The organism is Janthinobacterium sp. SUN120, from assembly GCF_030397735.1.
GTDB classification, from domain to species: Bacteria; Pseudomonadota; Gammaproteobacteria; order Burkholderiales; family Burkholderiaceae_D; genus Janthinobacterium; species Janthinobacterium kumbetense.
The window spans coordinates 161121-184270 of sequence record NZ_JAPUBW010000006.1 but is presented as its reverse complement, the minus strand read 5'-3'; the positions used below and the strand labels follow the sequence as shown (position 1 = coordinate 184270).

At 61.7% G+C, this 23150-nt stretch carries 22 protein-coding genes; all 22 read left to right on the top strand.

What is annotated here, in order from left to right; all coding sequences use genetic code 11:
• Positions 1-6: 6 nt before the first annotated feature.
• The 22 genes from O0879_RS25290 (at position 7) to O0879_RS25185 (ending at position 23143) form a co-directional block, all read left to right on the top strand.
• The gene (locus O0879_RS25290; protein ID WP_289919385.1) at positions 7-4047 is read left to right on the top strand and encodes a DUF3683 domain-containing protein; all 4041 of its coding nucleotides are present in this window, start codon (positions 7-9) and stop codon (positions 4045-4047) included.
• Positions 4047-4496 (top strand): HIT family protein, encoded by a 450-nt coding sequence (locus O0879_RS25285; protein WP_289919384.1) that lies wholly within the window; start codon positions 4047-4049, stop codon positions 4494-4496. Before O0879_RS25290 ends, O0879_RS25285 begins: the two co-directional genes overlap by 1 nt.
• Before the next feature lie 9 nt (positions 4497-4505).
• The gene (locus O0879_RS25280) at positions 4506-4958 is read left to right on the top strand and encodes a DUF971 domain-containing protein (RefSeq protein WP_289905722.1); all 453 of its coding nucleotides are present in this window, start codon (positions 4506-4508) and stop codon (positions 4956-4958) included.
• 95 nt (positions 4959-5053) lie between these two features.
• The gene (locus tag O0879_RS25275) at positions 5054-5398 is read left to right on the top strand and encodes a YciI family protein (protein WP_289905721.1); all 345 of its coding nucleotides are present in this window, start codon (positions 5054-5056) and stop codon (positions 5396-5398) included.
• A 2-nt stretch (positions 5399-5400) separates the two neighbouring features.
• Positions 5401-6642 carry a sigma-70 family RNA polymerase sigma factor gene (locus O0879_RS25270; RefSeq protein WP_289919382.1) on the top strand — a complete coding sequence of 414 codons (1242 nt, stop codon included), beginning with the start codon at positions 5401-5403 and terminating at the stop codon, positions 6640-6642.
• 29 nt (positions 6643-6671) lie between these two features.
• On the top strand, positions 6672-7406 hold the full coding sequence (ubiE, locus tag O0879_RS25265) for a bifunctional demethylmenaquinone methyltransferase/2-methoxy-6-polyprenyl-1,4-benzoquinol methylase UbiE (protein ID WP_034753359.1): 735 nt from the start codon (positions 6672-6674) through the stop codon (positions 7404-7406).
• A gap of 42 nt (positions 7407-7448) precedes the next feature.
• Positions 7449-8393, top strand: coding sequence for a Tim44-like domain-containing protein (locus O0879_RS25260; protein ID WP_289912345.1), 945 nt, complete (start codon positions 7449-7451; stop codon positions 8391-8393).
• 152 nt (positions 8394-8545) lie between these two features.
• Complete coding sequence (locus O0879_RS25255; protein ID WP_289919381.1) at positions 8546-9184, top strand: SCP2 sterol-binding domain-containing protein; 639 nt, start codon at positions 8546-8548, stop codon at positions 9182-9184.
• Positions 9181-10752, top strand: a complete 1572-nt coding sequence (gene ubiB, locus O0879_RS25250) for a ubiquinone biosynthesis regulatory protein kinase UbiB (RefSeq protein ID WP_099665676.1) — start codon at positions 9181-9183, stop codon at positions 10750-10752. The genes O0879_RS25255 and ubiB overlap by 4 nt, the downstream gene beginning before the upstream one ends.
• Before the next feature lie 19 nt (positions 10753-10771).
• Positions 10772-11374 (top strand): methyltransferase, encoded by a 603-nt coding sequence (locus O0879_RS25245; protein ID WP_289919380.1) that lies wholly within the window; start codon positions 10772-10774, stop codon positions 11372-11374.
• A 79-nt stretch (positions 11375-11453) separates the two neighbouring features.
• The gene (locus O0879_RS25240) at positions 11454-11762 is read left to right on the top strand and encodes an FmdB family zinc ribbon protein (RefSeq protein WP_077398979.1); all 309 of its coding nucleotides are present in this window, start codon (positions 11454-11456) and stop codon (positions 11760-11762) included.
• A gap of 40 nt (positions 11763-11802) precedes the next feature.
• Positions 11803-12444, top strand: coding sequence for a DUF502 domain-containing protein (locus tag O0879_RS25235; protein ID WP_077398981.1), 642 nt, complete (start codon positions 11803-11805; stop codon positions 12442-12444).
• Between the two features lie 63 nt (positions 12445-12507).
• Entirely contained in the window at positions 12508-14310 is a 1803-nt protein-coding gene (aspS, locus tag O0879_RS25230; protein ID WP_180278639.1) for an aspartate--tRNA ligase, read from the top strand.
• A gap of 87 nt (positions 14311-14397) precedes the next feature.
• Positions 14398-14862 (top strand): dihydroneopterin triphosphate diphosphatase, encoded by a 465-nt coding sequence (gene nudB / locus O0879_RS25225; RefSeq protein ID WP_289919378.1) that lies wholly within the window; start codon positions 14398-14400, stop codon positions 14860-14862.
• A gap of 19 nt (positions 14863-14881) precedes the next feature.
• The gene (locus O0879_RS25220) at positions 14882-15175 is read left to right on the top strand and encodes a hypothetical protein (RefSeq protein WP_046682130.1); all 294 of its coding nucleotides are present in this window, start codon (positions 14882-14884) and stop codon (positions 15173-15175) included.
• Between the two features lie 63 nt (positions 15176-15238).
• Positions 15239-15547: a hypothetical protein gene (locus O0879_RS25215; protein ID WP_289919376.1), complete on the top strand. Its 309-nt coding sequence runs from the start codon at positions 15239-15241 to the stop codon at positions 15545-15547.
• Positions 15548-15618: 71 nt separating this feature from the next.
• On the top strand, positions 15619-16440 hold the full coding sequence (locus O0879_RS25210; protein ID WP_099665672.1) for an endonuclease/exonuclease/phosphatase family protein: 822 nt from the start codon (positions 15619-15621) through the stop codon (positions 16438-16440).
• 9 nt (positions 16441-16449) lie between these two features.
• The gene (gene clsB, locus O0879_RS25205) at positions 16450-17613 is read left to right on the top strand and encodes a cardiolipin synthase ClsB (RefSeq protein WP_099665671.1); all 1164 of its coding nucleotides are present in this window, start codon (positions 16450-16452) and stop codon (positions 17611-17613) included.
• On the top strand, positions 17610-17999 hold the full coding sequence (locus O0879_RS25200; RefSeq protein ID WP_077398991.1) for an RNA-binding S4 domain-containing protein: 390 nt from the start codon (positions 17610-17612) through the stop codon (positions 17997-17999). Before clsB ends, O0879_RS25200 begins: the two co-directional genes overlap by 4 nt.
• Positions 18000-18257: 258 nt before the next feature.
• Positions 18258-18860, top strand: coding sequence for a TetR/AcrR family transcriptional regulator (locus O0879_RS25195; RefSeq protein ID WP_070278980.1), 603 nt, complete (start codon positions 18258-18260; stop codon positions 18858-18860).
• Between the two features lie 78 nt (positions 18861-18938).
• Positions 18939-20729, top strand: coding sequence for an acyl-CoA dehydrogenase C-terminal domain-containing protein (locus tag O0879_RS25190; RefSeq protein ID WP_034753387.1), 1791 nt, complete (start codon positions 18939-18941; stop codon positions 20727-20729).
• A gap of 14 nt (positions 20730-20743) precedes the next feature.
• Positions 20744-23143, top strand: a complete 2400-nt coding sequence (locus tag O0879_RS25185; RefSeq protein ID WP_289912338.1) for a 3-hydroxyacyl-CoA dehydrogenase/enoyl-CoA hydratase family protein — start codon at positions 20744-20746, stop codon at positions 23141-23143.
• Positions 23144-23150: the final 7 nt, after the last annotated feature.

Here is a 23150-nt window from a genome sequence, read left to right as displayed (position 1 = left end):
CACTCCATGAACGCTCCCGCACATATCCAAGCTTTACTGGCAGAAACGCCGAATGGTCCCGCAGCAAGCCGCCTGCGCGAAATCCCGTATAACTACACGTCGTTTTCCGATCGCGAGATCGTCATACGCCTGTTGGGGGAGGACTCCTGGCGCCTGCTCGACGAGCTGCGCGGCGCCCGCCAGACGGGCCGTTCGGCCCGCATGCTGTACGAGGTGCTGGGCGACATCTGGGTCGTGCGCCGCAATCCCTACCTGCAGGATGACTTGCTCGACAATCCGAAGCGCCGCCAGGGCTTGATCGATGCCTTGCATCACCGCCTGGCCGAGGTCGACAAGCGCCGCTTGTCCATCGACGCGGCCGGCGGCGACGTGGCCGCCAGTGGCGAAGCGCCCGAAGTGGCGCAAGCGCGCAGCGCCAATGTGGAGCTGCTGCTGAAAGCGGCGAGCAAGGCCGTGGCCGACTTTGGCGACGAATTCCGCAAGACCTATGACTTGCGCAAGCGCACGGTCAAGGTGCTGGGACGCTATACGGAAAAGCATAACGTCCGCTTCGACGGCATGACGCGCGTGTCGCACGTGACGGACGCCACCGACTGGCGCGTGGAATACCCGTTCGTCGTGCTCACGCCCGACACGGAAGAGGAAATGGCCGGCCTGGTGAAGGGCTGCATCGAGCTGGGGCTGACCATCATCCCGCGCGGCGGCGGCACCGGCTACACGGGCGGCGCGATTCCCCTGACGCCGATGTCGGCCGTCATCAACACGGAAAAACTCATCACCCTGGGCGCCGTGGAAATGACGGTCTTGCCGGGCCTCACGCACGAATACGCGACCATCAATTCGGGCGCCGGCGTGATCACGAATAAAGTGTCGGAAGCGGCGGAAAAGGCCGGTTTCGTGTTTGCCGTCGACCCGACGTCGGCACACGCCTCTTGCATTGGCGGCAACGTCGCCATGAATGCGGGCGGCAAGAAAGCCGTGCTGTGGGGTACGGCGCTGGACAACCTGGCCTCGTGGCGCATGGTCGACCCGAATGGCGACTGGCTCGACGTCACGCGCCTCGACCATAACCTGGGCAAGATCCACGATATCGCACTGGCACGTTTCCAGCTGGAATGGCGTCACCCGAGCACGCGCGACGCCACGAAACCGAATGCGCCGTTCAAGACGGAAATCCTGGAAATTCCTGGCCGCAAGTTCCGCAAGGAAGGCCTGGGCAAGGATGTCACCGATAAATTCCTCGCTGGCTTGCCGGGTATCCAGAAGGAAGGCTGCGACGGCCTGATCACGTCGGCGCGCTGGATTTTGCACAAGATGCCGAAGTTCGCCCGCACCGTCTGCCTGGAATTCTTCGGCCAGGCGCGCGACGCGATCCCGTCGATCGTGGAAATCAAGGATTACCTCGACGGCTTGCCGGCGAAAGGCGAGCAATACACGACCATCCGCCTGGCGGGCCTGGAACATCTGGACGAGCGCTACCTGCGCGCCGTCGGCTACGCCACCAAGTCGAAGCGGGGCGTACTGCCGAAGATGGCCCTGTTCGGCGACATCGTCGGCGACGATGAAAATGCCGTCGCGCAAGCGGCGTCGGAAGTGGTGCGCATCGCCAACACCCGCGTGGGCGAAGGCTTTGTCGCCGTCAGCCCGGAAGCGCGCAAGAAATTCTGGCTCGACCGTGCTCGCACTGCGGCGATCGCCAAGCACACGAATGCGTTCAAGATCAATGAAGATGTCGTGATCCCGCTCAATCGCATGGGCGAATACACGGATGGTATCGAACGCATCAATATCGAGCTGTCGATCAAGAATAAACTGCAATTGGCCGAGGCCCTCAGCGAATTCTTTGGCAAGGGTAATTTGCCAGTAGGCAAGAGCGATGATGCGTCCGACGACCGGGTCGACGATGCGGAAATGCTGGGCGACCGCGCCGAGCAGGCGCAGCAGCTGTTGGCGCAAGTGACGAGCCGCTGGACCTATCTGCTGGCCCAGCTGGACCGTCCGCTGGCGGACGTGAAGGGCGAATTGGCCGAACTGGGCATGGAGCGCTTGCTGCCCGTGTTCGATGCGCGCCTGGAAACGCAGCCGGACGCCACCCTGTTCGACGTAGTGCAGGACCGCACCGTGCGCATTACCTGGAAGCAAGAGATCCGCGCCCAGCTGCGCCAGATCTTCAACGGCGCCGCGTTCAAACTGATTTTGGACGAGGCGACGGCGATTCACGCGCGCGTCTTGCGTTCGCGCGTGTTCGTTGCGCTGCACATGCATGCGGGCGATGGCAACGTGCACACGAACTTGCCCGTCAACTCGGACAATTACGAAATGCTGCAGGACGCCCACGAAGCCGTGGGCCGCATCATGATTTTGGCCCGCTCGCTCAATGGCGTGATTTCCGGCGAACACGGTATCGGCATCACCAAGCTGGAATTCCTGACGGAAGAAGAGATCGGCGAATTCCGCAGCTACAAGCAGCGCATCGATCCGGAAGGCCGTTTCAACAAGGGTAAATTGCTGAACCTGCCGGGCATGGGCGCCGACTTGCGCAATGCCTACACGCCATCGTTCGGCCTGATGGGGCATGAGTCCTTGATCATGCAGCAAAGCGATATCGGCGCCATCGCCGACAGCGTCAAGGATTGCTTGCGTTGCGGCAAGTGCAAACCCGTGTGCTCGACCCACGTGCCGCGCGCCAATTTGCTGTACTCGCCGCGCGACAAGATCTTGGCGACCTCGTCCCTGATCGAAGCCTTCCTGTACGAAGAACAGACGCGCCGCGGTATTTCCATCAAGCATTGGGAAGAGTTCGAGGACGTGGCCGACCACTGCACGGTCTGCCATAAATGCGTGACGCCTTGCCCCGTCAACATCGATTTCGGCGATGTGTCGATGAACATGCGCAATTTGCTGCGCAAGATGGACAAGAAGAGCTTCAATCCTGGCACCAAGGCCACGATGATGTTCCTCAACGCCACCGATCCCGTGACCATCAACGCCACGCGCAAGGTCATGATCGGCTGGGGTTACAAGGCGCAACGCCTGGGCCATGACTTGCTGAAGAAATTTGCCAAGAAGCAAACCAAGGCGCCGCCGCCATCGACGGGCAAGCCGCCCGTCAAGGCGCAGGTGATCCACTTCATCAACAAGAAAATGCCGGGCAACCTGCCGAAGAAATCGGCACGCGCGCTGCTCGATATCGAAGACGATAAAGTCATCCCGATCATCCGCAATCCGAAGACGACGACGGCCGATACGGAAGCCGTGTTCTATTTCCCTGGTTGCGGTTCGGAGCGCCTGTTCTCGCAAGTGGGCCTGGCCACGCAGGCGATGCTGTGGGAAGTGGGCGTGCAGACGGTCTTGCCGCCGGGCTACCTGTGCTGCGGTTATCCGCAGCGCGGCGCGGGCGAGTTCGACAAGGCCGAGAAGATGATGACGGACAACCGCGTCCTGTTCCACCGCATGGCCAACACGCTCAATTACCTGGACATCAAGACGGTGCTCGTGTCGTGCGGCACTTGCTATGACCAGCTGGCCACGTATCAGTTTGAAAAGATTTTCCCTGGCTGCCGCATCATGGATATCCATGAATATTTGCTGGAGAAAAACGTCAAGCTGGAAGGCGTGAACGGTACCCGTTACATGTACCACGAGCCATGCCACAATCCGATGAAGCTGCAGGAATCGGGCAAGACCATCAATTCCCTGATCAGCACGGTAGACAACGTGAAGATCGAGAAGAATGACCGTTGCTGCGGCGAATCGGGTTCGCTGGCCGTCACGCGCCCGGACATTTCCACGCAAGTGCGTTTCCGCAAGGAAGAAGAGATGGTCAAGGGCGCCGACAAGCTGCGCGGCGACGGTTTCACGGGCGACGTCAAAATCCTCACCAGCTGCCCGTCGTGCCTGCAAGGCTTGTCGCGCTACAATGACGATTCGGGCACGACGGCCGACTACATCGTCGTCGAGATCGCCAAACACTTGCTGGGAGAGAACTGGATGCCGGATTACGTGAAACGCGCCAATGACGGCGGCATCGAACGGGTGCTCGTGTGATGTCCACGAGTTGCGATCTGTGCAACTTGCTGGACGGCTACGCCAACAAGCAGGGTCTGGAGACCTTGCTGTGGCGCAGCGAGCGCCTGTCCGTCGTGGCTGTCGACGATCCTGCCTATCCCGGCTTTTGCCGCGTGATCTGGAACAAGCACATCAAGGAAATGACGGACCTGACGCCGGGCGAGCGCAATTACGTCATGGAAGTCGTGTGGCAAGTTGAACTGGCCGTGCGCGAAGTGATGCAGCCGGAAAAGGTGAATGTCGCCAGTTTCGGCAACATGACGCCGCACGTGCACTGGCACGTGATTCCCCGCTACCGCGACGACGCGCATTTCCCGAACCCCAGCTGGGCGGTGATCCAGCGCGAAACGGCGCCCGGGGTGCTGGCCGCGCGCCGCGCCCTGCTGCCGGCCTTGCGCGACGCCATCCTTCAACGTTTATCCGCATAAAGTATTGTCATGACTGAAAAAGCAGCAACACCCCAACCCACCGGCTTGACCGTGCACAACCAGTCGCGCGTGCTCGACGTGGCGTTCGACGACGGCAGCGAATTTGCCTTGCCGTTCGAATACCTGCGCGTGTACTCGCCGTCGGCCGAAGTGCAGGGCCATGGCAAGGGCCAGGAAACCTTGCAATTGGGAAAACGCCTGGTCGGCATCACGGGTCTGGAGCCGGTCGGCAACTACGCCGTGCAGCCCACCTTCAGCGATGGCCACAATTCCGGCCTGTACACCTGGGCTTATCTGTACAAGCTGGGCGCCGAGCAAGCGACCCTGTGGCAGGATTACCTGGATCGCCTGGCAGCCGCCGGCTACCCGGGCGACAGCGGCCGCGATGCCAAGGCGGACATGACGGTCAAGCAATCTTCCGGCGGTCATGTTCATGGACCCAGTTGCGGTCATAAGCATTAATTAAAAATAATGCGGTAATCTTGTCGGATTGTCGCCGCCCCGTTCGTCGTATGGATGCCCGCGCTTGCGGGCATTTTTCTTTTGGAGAAGAGACTATGGAATACATGATCCTGATCTACGCCGACGAGGCGCGCTATGCCGCCATGGAAGAGGGCCAGATGGCCAGCCTGATGGCCGACTTTGCCCGCTATACGCAGGACCTGGAGGCGGCGGGCGTGATGCGCGGCGGCGCCGAGCTCGCGCCTGTGCGCAGCGCCACCAGCGTGCGTGTGCAAAACGGCAAGCCTGTCATCACGGATGGGCCGTTCGCGGAAACCAAGGAGCAGCTGGGCGGCTATTACCTGCTGGACTGCGCCCACCTGGACGAGGCGCTGGCCTGGGCCGGGCGTTGTCCGGCGGCTTCCCTGGGCACCATCGAAGTGCGGCCTGTCACGGCATAAACATGGCCAGTGACGCCATTGCGGCCGTCGAACACGTCTTTCGCCAGGAAAAGGGCAGGGTGCTGGCCGGCCTGATGCGGCGTTTCGGCGACCTGGGCCTGGCGGAAGATGTGTTGCAGGAGGCGTGCCGCAAGGCGCTGGAACTGTGGCCGCAGGCGGGCATCCCGTCCAATCCCGCGGCCTGGCTCAGTTCCGTGGCGCGCAACGCGGGCCTCGATCACGTGCGCCGCGCGGGCAAGAGCGTCAGCGAGGCCGAGGCCGTGCTGTCCTGCCTGCCGGCCGCCATGCTTGATGAAACGCAAGCCATCGAGGACGACCGCCTGCGCCTGCTGTTCATCTGCTGCCATCCCGCGCTGGCGCCCGAGGCGCAGGTGGCGCTGGCTCTGCGCACCCTGTGTGGCCTGTCCACGGGCGAGATCGCGCGCGCCTTCGGCTTGGCGGAAGCGGCCCTGTCGCAGCGGCTCTTGCGCGCCAGGCGCAAGATCGCCGAAGCGCGCATCCCTTTCGAGTTGCCGCCAGCGCAAGATTGGCCGCAACGGCTGGCGCAAGTGCTGCACGTGATTTATCTGGTGTTCAGCGAAGGCTATTGCGCCAGCGGCGGCGATAGCCTGCTGCGCGCCGACCTGTGCGCGGAGGCGCTGCGCCTGGGGCGGCTGCTCGACAGCCTGCAGCCCGGCCAGCCGGAAGTACAGGGGCTATTGGCCTTGCTGCTGCTGCAGGCGTCGCGCGGCCCGGCCCGGCTGTCGCCCGAAGGCGATCTGCTGACCCTGGAAGAGCAGGACCGGCGCCTGTGGCAGGGAGATTTGATCGCCGAGGGGCTGGCCGTGCTGGAACGAGCCTTGCCGGCGCGCGCGCCGGGGCCATACCAGTTGCAGGCAGCCATTGCCGCCTTGCACGCTAAAGCTCCCACGGCCAGCCAGACGGACTGGCGCCAGATCAGCGCCCTGTATGGCGCCTTGTTGCGGCACAAGCCGGAGCCCTTGATCTTGCTCAATGCCGTGATCGCCTGCGCGATGGCGCATGGCGCCGAACACGGTCTGGCGTGGCTCGAACGCCTGGAAGCCGTGCCCAGCCTTGCCAATTCGCATTATCTGCACGCGGCCCGGGCCGACTTGCTGCGCCGCCAGGGCGACCGGCGGGGGGCGCTGGCGGCGTATGCCCGGGCGGCCATGCTGGCCGCGAATGCAGTGGAAAGGCAATACCTTCTCCGGCGTCACGGGGAAATGCGCCTGCCGCTTGTATAATGCTCCCAAGTTCAAACAGACTGCCTACCATGACCAATACGACCCATTTCGGATACAAAACAGTTGCAGAAGACGACAAAGTGCGCGAAGTCGCCAAGGTGTTCCATTCCGTCGCTGCCAAATACGACGTGATGAACGACTTGATGTCGGGCGGGCTGCACCGTCTGTGGAAGACGTTTACCATTGCCAACGCGGGCGTGCGTCCCGGTTTCAAGGTGCTCGACATCGCCGGTGGCACGGGCGACCTGTCGAAGGCGTTCGCCAAGCAGGCGGGCCCTACCGGCGAAGTCTGGTTGACCGATATCAATGAATCGATGTTGCGCGTAGGCCGCGACCGCCTCTTGAATCGCGGCTTGCTCACCCCCACCTTGTTGTGTGACGCGGAAAAACTGCCGTTCCCCGACAATTATTTCGACCGGGTCAGCGTGGCCTTTGGCTTGCGCAACATGACGCACAAGGATGTGGCGCTGGCGGAAATGCGCCGCGTGCTGAAACCGGGCGGCAAGCTGCTGGTGCTGGAGTTTTCCAAGGTGGCGGCGCCCCTGCAGAAGCCGTACGACCTGTATTCGTTCTCGGTCTTGCCGTGGTTCGGACAGAAAATCGCCGGCGACGCGGAAAGCTATCGCTACCTGGCAGAATCGATCCGCATGCATCCGGACCAGGAAACGCTGAAGACCATGATGGAAACGGCGGGCCTGGAGCGCGTGCAGTACTACAATTTGACGGCAGGCATTGCCGCTTTGCATACCGGCATCAAGATGTAACTCAAGCTGTAACTCACCAAGCCGGTGATTTTAGGAGATGGAATGAAATTGAAGAAATTTATGGTCGGCATGATGCTGGCCGCGACCACGGTATCCATGCTGGGCGAGGCGCTGGCCCGTCCCATGGGCGGTGGCCGTTCGTTTGGCCGCCAGTCGCAAAACGTGGGCCGCCAGGCGCCTGCGCCGGCACCAACCCCGGCGCCGGCCGCCGCGCCACGCCAGGCGCAACCTGCGCCAGCCCCCGCGCCGGCCCCTGCCGCCAAGGCACCGAGCCGCTGGAAGGGCTTGCTGGGCGGCGCCTTGCTGGGCCTGGGTCTGGGCGCCTTGCTGTCGCACTTTGGTCTAGGCGGCGCCCTGGCCAGCATGATCAGCACCCTGTTGATGGTGGCCTTGCTGGCCGGCGTGGCGTTCTTCATCTACCGCATGGTACGTGGCAAACGCGACAATAATGCCGGCGGCAATGCGCCGTTCGCCGGTTTTGGCGGCAACCAGCCTGCGCCAGCGGGCAACGTGCCTGACATCGGTTCGCGCATCCCGCCGCTGCCGCCGCTGCAACCCGTCTCGTCCGGCGTAGGCCTGGACAAGCCGGTCCCGGCTGCCGCGCCATGGGGCGTACCAAGCGACTTCGACAAGGACGCCTTCCTGCGCCACGCGAAAAGCAATTTCATTCGCCTGCAAGCGGCCTGGGACAAGGCGGACGTCAACGATATCCGCGAATTCACGTCGCCGGAAGTGTATGCGGAACTGCGCATGCAAATCCAGGAACGGGGCGCGCAGCCAGACTTTACGGATGTCGTCACCATCGATGCCGAATTGCTGGGGATCGAAACGAGCGTCAACGACTACCTGGCCAGCGTGAAGTTTACGGGCCTGATCCGTTCGGCGCCGGGCGCCGCAGCGGAACCGTTCGCGGAAGTGTGGAATATGTCGAAACCCGTCAGCGGCAATAGCGGCTGGGTTCTGGCAGGCATCCAGCAATTGAATTAATTGTAAAAACTTGCTGAATAATGGCTTAAGTCCATGCGGAATGCATGATGCTTGACAGATATTTCCTGCTGAACTGGTAAGATCGAAACCGCCCACCTTGTTTGATGGGCGGTTTTTTCTTTTTGGGGGCGCGCGCGGCGCGCAGTATATAGATGGCACCACTTTCCGATCTCTCCCTGATGACGCCCGTCATCGCGACAATCAACCACTTGCTGGCGCAGGAGCCGTGGGCGCGCCAGCAACTGGCCGTGCACGCCGGCAAGCTGGCCTGCATCGACACGGGCGCCGTGGCCTTGCGCCTGCGCGTCGACAGCGCCGGCATGCTGGAAGCAGCGCCGGCGGATTTTCCGGCCAACGTCACCATCCGCGTGAAATTGTCCGATGTGCCGCTGATCCTGCAAAACCGCGAGCGGGCGTTTTCCTACGTCAAGATCGAAGGCGATGCCGAGTTTGCCAATGCGATTTCCCAATTGAGCAAGGGCTTGCGCTGGGAAGCCGAGCACGACCTGGAAAAGGTCGTCGGCCCCATGCTGGCCACGCGCCTCGTTTCCGGCGCGAAGGATGCGGCCGCCTTTGTGCGCACGGGCCAGCAAAAGCTGGCGGAAAACGTGGCCGAATATTTCCTCGACGAACAGCCCATGCTGATCCGTCCTTCTACCCTGCAAGAGTATTCCGCTGGCGTGACGCGCGTGCGCGATGACGTCGAACGCCTGGCCAAGCGCCTTGCCCGGCTGGAAAAGGCGGTCGCCGCCGTCCAGCCGCAGCCCTCCTCACCGGATTTGTCTACATGATATTGAAATTCCTGCGCCTGTTTAAAATCATCCGTGTTTCCATCAAGTACGGCCTGGATGAGATAGCGATTTCTGGTCTGCAAGTTCCCCGCACCGCCAAATTGATCGACACCCTGATTTTCTGGCGCGACCTGTCGTCGCCACGGGGCTTGCGCCTGCGCCTGGCGCTGGAAGAGCTGGGCCCGATTTTCGTCAAATTCGGCCAGGTGCTGTCGACCCGGCGCGACCTGATGCCGCTCGACATCGCCGAAGAGCTGGCGCGCCTGCAAGACCGGGTGCCGCCGTTCGATTCCGACCTGGCCGTCGCGCAGATCACCAAGTCCCTGGGCGCGCACCCGGACCAGCTGTTTGCCCGCTTCGAGCGCGAACCGGTGGCGTCCGCCTCGATTGCCCAGGTGCACTTCGCCACCTTGAAAGACGGCCGCGAAGTGGCCGTGAAGGTCTTACGTCCAGGAATGAAAAAGCTGATCGACGAAGACGTGGCCCTGATGCACATCGCCGCCGACTGGACCAGCCGCCTGTGGGCCGACAGCAAGCGCCTGAAACCCAAGGAAGTCGTGGGCGAGTTCGACAAATACCTGCACGACGAGCTGGACCTGATGCGCGAGGCGGCCAACGCCAGCCAGCTGCGCCGCAACTTCGCCAACTCGGACTTGCTGCTGGTGCCGGAAATGCACTGGGATTATTGTTCCAGCAGCGTCATCGTCATGGAGCGCATGTATGGCATTCCCGTGTCGCAGACGGAGCGCCTGGTGGCGGCCGGCGTGGATTTGCGCAAGCTCTCCAGCGATGGCGTGGAGATTTTCTTCACGCAAGTGTTCCGCGATGGCTTTTTCCATGCGGACATGCATCCGGGCAATATTCTCGTGTCGATCGCGCCCGAATCGTTCGGCCGCTACATCGCGCTGGACTTCGGCATCGTCGGTACCCTGAACGACTACGACAAGGATTATCTGTCGCAAAACTTCCTCGCCTTCTTCCGCCGCGACTACAAGCGCGTGGCCGAGGCGCATATCGAATCGGGCTGGGCGCCGAAGGATACGCGCGTCGATGAGCTGGAAGCGGCCGTGCGCGCCTGCTGCGAGCCCATTTTCGACCGTCCGCTGAAAGATATTTCTTTTGGACAAGTGTTGCTGCGCCTGTTCCAGACCTCGCGCCGCTTCAATGTGGAAGTGCAGCCGCAGCTGGTGCTGCTGCAAAAGACCCTGCTCAATATCGAGGGCCTGGGGCGCCAGCTGGATCCGGAACTGGACCTGTGGCAAACGGCCAAACCCTACCTGGAAAAATGGATGAGCAACCAGGTGGGGCCGCAAGGCTTCATGGAGCGCCTGCGCGCCGAGGCGCCCCGCTATGCGCACATCTTCCCGCAACTGCCGCGCTTGCTGCACCAGGCCTTGACGGTGCATGGCGAACCGCGCGAAAACGAGGTGGAACTGATGAAAACCTTGCTGGCGGAGCAACGCCAGACGAACCGCCTGCTGAGCTTTATCGTCTACTTCGTGGGCGCTTTCGCGCTCGGCGCGCTGGGCTTGCAAGTGTTCATGCGCTGGCATCAACTGCCGTTTTAACTGGCTGAGGACGTAAGTGATGGCTGACTTCCACACCCGCGACCCGCTCTCGCCCGCCTTCTGGGACGAGCGTTTCGAGAAGCAATTCACGCCCTGGGACCACGGCGGCGTGCCCGCGCGCCTGCGCAGCTTCGTTGCCGGCAGCCCGGTGCCGCTGCGCTGCCTGATTCCCGGCTGCGGCTCGGCGTATGAGCTGGTCTTCATGCTGGAACACGGCTGGGATGCCACGGCCATCGATTTTTCGCCCGGTGCCGTGGCGGCCGCGCGCATCCAGCTGGGTGAGCGGGCAGGGCGGGTGGTGGAAGCGGATTTCTTTGCCTGGGAACCCGATGCGCCGCTGGACCTGATCTATGAACGGGCATTCCTGTGCGCCATGCCGCGCGCCATGTGGCCGCAAGTGGCGGCCCGCTGGGCGCAGCTGCTGGCGCCCGGTGCCATGCTGGCCGGTTACTTTTTCTTTGACGACAATGCCAAGGGGCCGCCGTTCGGCATATCGCGTGAGACACTACAGGAATTGCTGGCGCCGCATTTCGATTGCCTGGCCGACGACGCCGTCGACGATTCCATCGCCGTCTTCGCTGGCAAGGAGCGCTGGATGAGCTGGCGCCGCCGGGCAGACTGAGGCGGGCGGGGCAATTTCCGCTGGCGACAATGGAAAAGCTTTATAATTCAGGGTTTTTGATGATTTTCTCGGAGTAGAGATGCCGATTTACGCTTACCGTTGTGACGAGTGTGGTTTTGCCAAGGACGTCTTGCAAAAGATCTCCGATCCAGTACTGACGGTGTGCCTGTCGTGCGGCAAGCCCAGTTTCAAGAAACAATTGACGGCCGCCGGTTTCCAATTGAAGGGCACCGGCTGGTACGCGACCGATTTCCGCGGCGGCACGGCGCCTACCACGGCCATTCCGACGGGCCCGGCCGATAACGCCAAACCCGCCCCGGCAGCAGAGAGCGCGCCTGCCGCGGCCCCTGCGCCCGCCCCGGCTGCCGCTGCGCCGAAAGCGGACTGAAAAGCGCGCCGCGCCGATACGATCCCTTACCGAGAAACCGATGCGTAAATACTTTATTACCGGATTACTGATTTTGGTGCCGCTGGCCATTACGGCCTGGGTCCTGAATCTGGTCATCAGCACGATGGACCAGTCGCTGTTGCTGGTGCCCGGCAGTACGCAGCCCAGCGTCTGGTTCGGCCGCCAGATTCCCGCGCTGAGCACCATTCCCGGCCTGGGCACGGTATTGACGGTATTGATCGTGTTCTTCACGGGCTTGCTGACGAATAACCTGGTCGGCAATTACGTGGTGAAACTGTGGGAAAAATTGCTGCAACGCATACCCATCGTCAATTCCCTGTATTCGAGCGTCAAGCAAGTGTCGGATACCCTGTTTTCCCCGTCGGGCAATGCCTTCCGCAAGGCCGTGCTGGTGCCGTATCCGCACCAGAACTCCTGGACCATCGCTTTCCTGACCGGCGTGCCGGGCGGCGATGCGGCAAACCACCTGGTGGGCGACTATGTCAGCGTGTACGTGCCGACGACGCCGAATCCGACATCGGGCTTTTTCCTGATGATGAAGCGCAGCGATGTCGTCGAACTCGACATGAGCGTCGATGCGGCGCTCAAATATATCGTCTCGATGGGCGTGGTGGCGCCTGCGGAAGTTGTTGCTGTACCGGCCCCGGCAGCCAAAGAATAAAGGCAGGCGTCCCATGCGGGACGTGGCCGGATTGAACACTCACTAACCTGAACTGAGAATTTTATGTCTATGCGTACTGAATACTGCGGCCTCGTTACCGAAGCCATGCTGGGACAAACCGTCAGCCTGTGCGGCTGGGTACATCGCCGCCGCGACCACGGCAGCCTGATTTTCATCGACTTGCGCGACCGTGAAGGCCTGGTGCAAATCGTCTGCAACCCGGAACAAGCGGAGATGTTCAAGGTCGCCGAAGCCGTGCGCAACGAATTCTGCCTGCGCGTGACGGGCGTCGTGACCAACCGTATCGAAGGCACGATCAACAACAACTTGAAATCGGGCAAGATCGAAGTGGTCTGCTCGGAGCTGGAAGTGCTGAACCCTTCCGTGCCCGTGCCGTTCCAGCTGGACGACGACAACCTGTCGGAAACGACGCGTCTGACGCACCGCGTGCTGGACCTGCGCCGCCCGCAAATGCAAAACAACCTGCGCCTGCGCTACAAGGTGACGATGGAAGTGCGCAAGTACCTCGACGCGCTGGGCTTCATCGACATCGAAACGCCGATGCTGACCAAGTCCACGCCAGAAGGCGCGCGCGATTACCTGGTGCCGTCGCGCGTGAACGCGGGCAGCTTCTTCGCCTTGCCGCAATCGCCACAGTTGTTCAAGCAACTGTTGATGGTCGCCAACTTTGACCGTTATTACCAGATCACCAAGTGTTTCCGCGACGAAGACTTGCGCGCTGACCGCCAGCCTGAATTCACGCAGATCGATTGCGAAACCTCGTTCCTGACGGAACAGGAAATCCGCGACCTGTTCGAAGACATGATCCGCGTCGTCTTCAAGAACACGCTGAACATCGACTTGCCGAACCCGTTCCCGGTGATGGATTTCGCCGAAGCGATGGGCCTGTACGGCTCCGACAAGCCGGACATGCGCGTCAAGCTGGCCTTCACGGACTTGACCGAAGTCATGAAGTCGGTCGAATTCAAGGTCTTCAACGGCGCCGCCAACATGAAGGGCGGCCGCGTGGTGGCCCTGCGCGTACCGCAAGGCGGCAGCATGCCCCGTTCGGAAATCGACGCCTACACCCAGTTCGTTGCCATCTACGGCGCCAAGGGTTTGGCTTACATCAAGGTCAACGAGAAAGCCAAGGGTCCTGAAGGCTTGCAGTCGCCGATCGTCAAGTTCCTGCCTGCCGACGTGCTGGCCACGATCCTGGAGCAGACGGGCGCGCAAGACGGCGACCTGATCTTCTTCGGCGCGGACAAGGCCAAGGTCGTCAACGACGCCATCGGCGCGCTGCGCGTGAAAATCGGTCACAGCGAGTTCGGCAAGAAAGCCGGCCTGTTCGAAGACGTGTGGAAGCCATTGTGGGTGGTCGACTTCCCGATGTTCGAGCACGACGAAGAAGCGGACCGCTGGACGGCGACCCACCATCCATTCACGGCGCCGAAAGACGGCCATGAAGACATGCTGGAAAGCGATCCGGGCGCCTGCATCGCCAAGGCCTACGACATGGTCTTGAACGGCTGGGAACTGGGTGGCGGTTCGATCCGTATCCACCGCGAAGAAGTGCAAAGCAAGGTCTTCCGCGCACTGAAGATCGACGCCGAAGAAGCGCAGCTGAAATTCGGCTTCCTGCTCGACGCCCTGCAATACGGCGCGCCACCGCATGGCGGCCTGGCATTCGGCCTGGACCGTATCGTGACCATGATGACGGGTTCCGAATCGATCCGCGACGTGATCGCCTTCCCGAAAACCCAGCGCGCGCAGGATTTGCTGACCCATGCGCCGTCGGAAGTTGACGAGAAGCAACTGCGTGAACTGCACATCCGTTTGCGCAGCACCGAGCCAAAAGTAGTGTAATGAAGCATGCGGCTGCCCAGGCAGCCGCTACCGTTTTACTTGCTGAGGCAAAAAAAGGCGCTGCGAGGCGCCTTTTTCATTCTTGATATGAGCCATAAAATTCCCGTTTCCGTGCTGGTCGTCATCCATACGGCTGACCTAGACGTCTTGCTGATCGAGCGCGCGGGCCAGCCCGGTTTCTGGCAATCCGTGACGGGTTCCGTCGACGCCGTCGATGAACCGCTGCTGCTGACGGCCGCGCGCGAATTGGCGGAAGAAACCGGCATCGTTGTCGATGGGCACGATATCGTGCTGCGCGACTGGAACTTGTCGAATGTGTACGAGATTTATCCGATCTGGCGCCACCGCTATGCGCCGGGCGTGACGCGCAACACGGAACACGTGTTCAGCGTGCAAGTGCCGCGCGACATCGCCGTCACCCTGAGTCCGCGCGAGCATTTGCAGTACGCGTGGCTGCCGTATCTGGCGGCGGCCGACCGCTGTTTCTCGTCGTCCAACGCGGAAGCGATCTTACAATTGCCGGCCATGACGGGTCTGGCGCGTCCCACCTGATTTCCCTAGAAAGCATTCCATGTTGAACTGGTTACATTTGACTGCGCAGCAAAAACTGCTGGGCACCCTGGGCATCGTTTTTTGCCTGTGCTTTATCTTCCTGCTGTTCAGCTCCACCGTGCCCGGGCGCACGCCGCCGATCGGCATGCCGCTGATGGCCATCGGCTGGCTGCTGCATCCGGGCGCGTTTGCCAAGGGCAAGCGCACCGTGGCCTGGCGCGGCGCACCGTTGCTGGTGAAGATCGTCTGGGCGGCGGGTATTACCGCGCTGATCGTCAGCGTGACGGCGGGCGTGGGACGCATGCTGGCCTGAGCCGCTGAAACTATTGTTATGTGGTATTATTGCTTTAATCGCAATCTCACTTCCTGACGAAAGGTGTCCATGCTGAACTGGTCTCAACTTTCTTTTCAGCAGCGCCTCTGGGGCGCCATATTTCTGTCCTGGATCTTTGGCGCCCTGTATGCCGTGTGTTTCCCCGATCAGCCGCATGCCCGCCTGCCGCAGGCTGGCTTGCCCCTGCTGATGCTGGGATTTCTCCTGCACCCCCGCTGCTTTGCCGGCGGACGGGGTGCCTTCAGCTGGAGCAGCGCACCCATGCTTGTGAAGGGCTTGTGGCTCATCGGCAGCGTGGTAGGCAGCATCAGCGCCGCCGATAGTTTGCTGGGAGCGATGGCAGGCAGATAAAGTGGGACTTGGGTGCGCACGCGCACCTACGCTGGCGCCGCGCGGGGCCCGTCTGGGAGTAGAATCAATGCATGAAAATCCGCGTAGCAACTTATAATATACACAAGGGTGTCTCCTCCGTGCGGGGCTTGCCCCGCGTGCATGCTTTAAAGCAGGCGATTGCCCTGTTTCATGCCGATGTTGTCTTTTTGCAAGAGGTGCAAGGCAAGCACGACCGCAACGCGGCCCGCTATGGCGCCGAGAAAAACGGCCACAAGCATTGGCCGGAAGCGTCGCAGCACGAGTTCTTTGCCGGCCCCGAGCACCATTCCGCCTACGGCATGAATGCCGTGTATGACCATGGCCACCATGGCAACGCCTTGCTGAGCAAGTTTCCCATCGCTTCGCAAACCAACCACGACGTGTCCGACCATGCCTACGAGCAACGCGGCATCCTGCATTGCGTGCTCAAGACGCCGCAGGCCGACGTGCATTGCTACGTCGTCCACCTGGGCTTGTTCGAGTCGGGGCGGGGCCGCCAGGCGCAGGCGCTGATCGACGCCGTCATGGAATCGGCGCCGAATGGCGAGCCCGTCATCATTGCGGGCGACTTCAACGATTGGCGCAACACGCTCAGCGACAAGCTGCGCAATGCGCTCGGCGTGGTGGAAGTGTTTGACCAGCGCGCGTCGAACTCGGCCTTGGGCGATTTGGTGCGCACCCTGGCGCGGCGCCAGACGAAAACGCCGATCCCCGTGCCGGCGCGTACCTTTCCCGCCGCCTTGCCGTGGTTCCGCCTGGACCGCATCTATGTGCGTGGTTTCCACGTGGAAGGCGCGCAAGTGATGCACGGCACCCTGTGGGCCAAATTGTCGGATCACGCGCCGATAGTTGCCGCTTTGAAACTCGCGTAGACTGCCGGCATGCGCACAGTCAATTTCATCGCCCACAACGACATCCAGCTGCTGTATTGCGGCACCGATTACTTTCCTGCCTTGATCGCCGCCATCGACGGCGCGCGCTCGGAAGTGTATTTCGAAACGTATATCTTTGCCGACGACGCCACGGGCGCCCTGGTGCTCGATGCGCTCAAGCGTGCCGCCGCGCGCGGCGTGCTGGTGTGCATGATCACGGACTGGTTCGGCACGGGCAACCGCCGGGTCAACGCCATGCATGCAGAGCTGGAAGCGGCGGGCGTGCACCACCGCATCTTCAATCCGTGGTTCCGGCGCGGCATCACGCGCACGCACCGCAAGATCTGCGTGGCCGATGGTGAAATCGCCCTGGTGGGCGGCATCAATATCAATGACGACATGTTTTGCGACTACGACCACAACATCAGCCTGGAAGCGCCGCGCTGGGATTTCGCCGTGCAGGTGAAGGGCCCGCTGGTGGATGCCATCCACGAGGAAGTGCAGGCGCAGTGGGCAAGATTGGGCAAGATGAACCTGGTGCGACGTATCAAGCTGTACCGCAAGATGCGCGTCGTCAGCAAGGAGCTGGCGAAGAACCCGGTCGTGGCCGGCTTTGTCGTGCGCGATAACTTGCGCAACCGCCGCACCATCCAGCGCGCCTATCTGCAGGCGCTGGGCCAGGCGAGGAAAAGCGTGATGCTGGCCAACCCGTATTTCGCGCCCGGCCACAAGCTGCGCCGCGCCCTGGCCCAGGCGGCCCAGCGGGGCGTGGACGTGGTGCTGTTGATCGGCGTGGGCGAATTCCGCATGCAGGACGCCGTGGCGCATTCGTTTTATCCGAAGCTGCTGGCCGCCGGCGTGAAAATCGTCGAATACCGCAAGACGCAGCTGCACGCCAAGGTGGCCGTCGTCGACGATGACTGGGCGACGGTCGGTTCCAGCAATATCGATGCGCTGAGCCTGTTCCTGAACCAGGAAGCGAACGTGGTCATCAAGGATGTGGCGTTCGCGCAAAGCTTGCGCCAGCATATAGAGCAGGGTGTCGCCGACGGCATCGTGATTCACCAGGATGATTTCAAGCACATCGGCCGTTTCCGGCGCATCGGCTACGAAGCCGCGTTCCTCGTGTACCGGCTGGTGATGCGCATTTTTTCAGTAGGCAAGTACGCATGAACGAGATGACAACGGTAAGGCTAGACAAATGGCTGTGGGCGGCGCGCTTCTTCAAGACGCGCTCGCTGGCCAGCGAAGCCGTCGACACGGGCAAGGTCAAAGTGGGCGGCGAGCGCGTGAAACCGGCGCGTAGCCTGCGCGTGGGCGACGAGCTGGCCATCGACAATGGCGCAGAGACGTGGGAAGTGGCCGTGCTGGGCCTGTCCGACAAGCGCGGCGCGGCGCCCGTGGCGCGCCTGCTGTATGGCGAAACGCCGGCCAGCATCGCCCGCCGCGAGCAGCTGGCCGAGGAGCGCAAGCTGTTCCGCGAGCCGGGCACCACCATCAAGGGGCGGCCGACCAAGCGCGATCGCCGTCAATTGAGCAAGGCAGGCGACCTTTCCTGAGGCTCGCCTGATGTGGAGCGGCAAGGGCGCGCGACGCTTTTGCCCTCCTGAAATCGCTGTAAACACGCAGCCTGAAAATGCTGCGCTGCACCAATAGAACACCGGCTCTAAAGTTCCCGTTTGACTTTTATGTGGTAGTGGATAATAGTACGAGCGTTCGGATTTTTTCGAGGCGTGCTTTTTTTTACCCTCGCTTCAGTCCGCCAAATCGGCAACATCACTTTTAGAACGGACCTCTTGAATACTTCAGTCAAATTCATGCGCAAGGGCGAACTGACCCGTGCAGCCATCCTCGACGTGGCGCTGGACCTGTCCAGCCGCGACGGCCTGGAAGGCCTGACCATTGGGTTGCTTGCGGACAAAATGAACATGAGCAAGTCGGGCGTGTTTGCCCACTTTGGCTCGCGCGAAGACTTGCAGATGGAAGTGCTGAAGCTTTACCACTATCGTTTCGAGCAAGAAGTCTTTTTTCCCAGCATGAAAGAACCACGCGGCATCCAGCGCCTGCAATCGATGTTTGCGCGCTGGGTCAAGCGGGTCAGCGTGGAAATCGCTTCCGGCTGCATCTATATCAGCGGCGCCGTCGAGTATGACGACCGTCCTGGCCCCATCCGCGAGGCCCTGGTGGCCATGGTACGGGCCTGGCAGGGCGCGCTGCTGCGCTGTGTCGAGCAATCGATCGCCACGGGCGACCTGAAAGCGGACACGGATGCCCAGCAGCTGGTGTACGAGATGTATGGCCTGATCCTGGCCCTGCATCACGATGCGCGCTTCCTGCGCGTGCCGGGCAGCATCGAACGGGCGCAAGCGGGCTTTGTCCGCCTGCTGGCGTCATACCAGAATTCCGTCACAAGCAAATAAGCCGTCAGGCAGTATCCGCAACAACGCACACGCACTTACAAGTACAACACTTTAGCTAATCGCCTTCAGGAGAAAATTATGGGTCAATACGTCGCGCCAATCCGGGATATGCAATTCGTCCTGCATGAGTTCCTGCAAGTGGAAGAAGAACTGAAGCAAATGCCGTCGTACGCCGACGTCGACGCCGACATCATCAACCAGGTACTGGAAGAGGGCGGCAAATTCACCTCCGAAGTATTGTTCCCGCTGAACCACTCCGGCGACCGCGAAGGCTGCCACCACGACCCCGTCACGAAAAGCGTGACCACGCCTAAGGGTTTCAAGGAAGCCTACAAGCAGTACGTCGAAGGCGGCTGGGCGGCCCTGGCGTGCGATCCGGAATACGGCGGCCAGGGCTTGCCTGTCGTGCTGAACAATTCGTTCTATGAAATGCTGAACTCGTCGAACCAGGCCTGGTCCATGTACCCGGGCCTGTCGCACGGCGCCTACGAGTGCCTGAAGGAACACGGCACCGACCACCAGAAGGAAGTGTATCTGCCGAAGCTGGTGTCGGGCGAATGGACGGGCACCATGTGCCTGACCGAACCGCACTGCGGCACCGACCTGGGCCTGCTGCGCTCGAAAGCGCTGCCTGAGGCGGACGGTTCCTGGACCATCACCGGCAACAAGATCTTCATCTCGGCCGGCGAGCACGACATGGCGGAAAACATCCTGCACCTGGTGCTGGCCCGCGTGCCGGACGCGCCGGAAGGCTCGAAAGGCATTTCGCTGTTCCTGGTGCCGAAATTCCTGCCAAACGCGGATGGCACTGTCGGTGAACGCAATCCGATCACCTGCGGCGCCATCGAAGAAAAAATGGGCATCCACGGCAATTCGACCTGCCAGATGAACCTGGACGGCGCGAAAGGCTGGATCATCGGCCAGCCGAACAAGGGCCTGAACGCCATGTTCGTCTTCATGAACGCGGCCCGCCTGGGCGTGGGCATGCAGTCGCTGGGCCTGACGGAAATCGCTTACCAGAACGCGCTGATCTACGCCAAGGACCGCACGCAAATGCGTTCGCTGTCCGGCATCAAGAACCCGGAACTGCCGGCCGACCGCATCATCGTGCACCCTGACGTGCGCCGCATGCTGCTGACCGGTAAAGCCTACGCCGAAGGCGCGCGTGCTTTCACCTCCTATGTGGCGCTGCAGATCGACCGTGAACTGCACCACCCAGACGCCGACGTGCGCAAGGAAGCGGCCGATGAAGTGGCGCTGCTGACGCCTGTCATCAAGGCCTTCATCACCGACAATGCCTGGATCGCCACCTCGGACGCGATGCAAGTGTTCGGCGGCCATGGCTACATCTCGGAATGGGGCATGGAGCAGTATGTGCGCGACGCGCGCATCAACATGATCTACGAAGGCACGAACACGATCCAGTCGCTGGACCTGTTGGGCCGCAAGATCCTGGGCGACAACGGCGCCAAGCTGCGCAAGTTCGGCGAAAAGATCAAGGCTTTCGTCGAAGACAACGGTACCGATGAAGCGATGAGCGAATTCGTTACGCCACTGGGCGACCTGGGCGACAAAGTCACCAAGCTGACCATGGAAATCGGCATGAAGGCATTCCAGAATCCGGACGAAGTGGGCGCGGCATGCGTGCCTTACCTGCGCGTCGTCGGCCACATGATCTACAGCTACCTGTTCGCGCAGATGGCCAAGATCGCCCTCGAAAAAGAATCCAGCGGCGACAAGTTCTACACCGCCAAACTGGCTACCGCACGTTTCTACTTCGCCCGCTTGCAGCCTGAAACGGCAACCCTGATCCGTCAGGCGCGTTCCGGTTCGGCCAACCTGATGGCACTCGACGCAGACCTGTTCTAAGACTTGAGGAAAATATGACCAATTTCATCGTTAAAAAAGTAGCCGTCCTCGGCGCCGGCGTGATGGGCGCGCAAATCGCCGCCCATTGCATCAACGCGAAAGTGCCGGTCGTGCTGTTCGACCTGCCGGCCAAGGAAGGCCCGAAGAATGGCATCGTGCTGCGCGCCATCGAGAACCTGAAAAAGCTGTCGCCTGCGCCGCTGGGCAACAAGGATGACGCCGCGCTGATCCAGGTGGCCAACTACGAAGACAACCTGGACCTGCTGGCCGGTTGCGATCTGATCATCGAAGCCATCGCCGAGCGCATGGACTGGAAGCACGACCTGTATCAAAAGGTCGCGCCGCACATCGGCCCGAACGCGATCTTCGCCTCGAACACCTCGGGCCTGTCGATCACCAAGCTGGCCGAAGGCTTCGACGCCGACCTGAAATCGCGCTACTGCGGCGTGCACTTCTTCAACCCGCCGCGCTATATGCACCTGGTCGAGATCATCCCGACCGAGTTCACCAAGCCGCAGATCGCCGACCAGCTGGAAGGCTTCCTGACCACCACCCTGGGCAAGGGCGTGGTCCGCGCCAAGGATACGCCGAACTTCATCGCCAACCGCGTTGGCGTGTTCGGCATCCTGGCCATCGTGCATGAAGCCGAAAAATTCGGCCTGTCCGTCGACGTCGTCGATGATTTGACGGGCGCCAAGCTGGGCCGCGCCAAGTCGGGCACCTTCCGCACGGCGGACGTGGTCGGCCTGGACACCATGGGCCATGTGATCAAGACCATGCAGGACTACCTGCCGAACGATCCGTTCGCTGCCGTCTACAAGACGCCGGCCGTGCTGGCGCAGCTGGTGGAAAAAGGCGCGCTGGGCCAGAAGAGCGGCGCAGGCTTCTACAAGAAGGTCGGCAAGGAAATTCAACGCCTGGACTTCGCCACCGGTGAATACGTGGCCGGCGGCGCCAAGGCTGCCGACATCATCGCCCGCATCCTGAAGGAAAAGGATCCGGTCAAGAAGATGAAGGCGCTGCGCGAATCGACGAACCCGCAAGGCCAGTTCCTGTGGGCGATCTTCCGCGACGCTTTCCACTACATCGCCATCCACCTCGACACCGTGGCCGACAATGCGCGCGACATCGACTTCGCCATGCGCTGGGGCTTCGGCTGGAACGTGGGCCCGTTTGAAACGTGGCAGGCATCGAACTGGCTGCAAGTGGCCAACTGGGTCAAGGAAGACATCGACGCCGGCCACGCGCTGTGCAATGCGCCGCTGCCAGCCTGGGTCTTCGAAGGCCCGGTCGCGGAAAAAGGTGGCGTGCACACGCCGGAAGGTTCGTATTCGGCCGTGTCGAACAGCTTCGTGCCACGTTCGACCCTGTCCGTGTATGACCGCCAGCCATTCCGCGCGCCAGTCCTGGGCAGCGGCGCCATCGACGGCAAGACCGCCGGCACCACCGTCTTCGAAGACGAATCCGTGCGCGTCTGGCATACGGGTGACGATGTGCTGATCATCTCGTTCAAGACCAAGATGCACGTGATTGGCGAAGGCGTGATTAACGGACTCAAGCTCGCGCTGGCTGAAGCCGAGAAGAACTTCAAGGGCCTGGTGATCTGGCACGCCGACGCAGCCGAAGGCGGCGCCTTCTCGGCCGGCGCCGACCTGCAATCGGCCCTGCCGGCGTTCATGCAAGGCGGCGTGAAAGCCGTCGATCCGATCATCGCCGAACTGCAGAACACCTTCATGTCGCTGAAATACGCGAATGTGCCGGTGATCGCCGCGGTCGCTGGCCTGGCACTGGGCGGCGGTTGCGAGCTGGCCTTGCACGCATCGAAGCGCGTGGCCTCGATCGAGTCGTACATCGGTCTGGTGGAAGTGGGCGTGGGCCTGATTCCAGCCGGCGGCGGCTTGAAGGAAGCGGCGCAGCGCGCCTACAAGGAAGCCAAGGGCAACGATATCCTGCAATTCCTGAAAACGGGCTTCACCAATGCAGCCACCGCCAACGTGTCGAAATCGGCGCTGGAAGCGAAGAAAATGGGCTACCTGAAGGAAGACGACGTGATCGTGTTCAATGCCTACGAGCTGCTGCACGTGGCCAAGGTCGAAGCGCGCGCCATGTTCGACGCGGGCTTCCGTCCGCAACTGCCGTCGCTGATCCAGGTGACGGGCCGTTACGGCTGGGGCACCATCAAGGCGCAGCTGGTCAACATGCGCGACGGCGGCTTCATTTCGGCGCACGATTTCAAGCTGGGCGAGATGATCGCCGAGATCGTATCGGGCGGCGACGTGGACCAGGGCAGCTTCGTCAGCGAACAGTGGCTGCTGGATATGGAACGCAAGGCATTCCTGGAGCTGTTGAACCATCCGAAAACCCAGGAACGGATCATGGGCATGATGCAGACCGGTAAACCGGTACGCAACTAAGCACAGC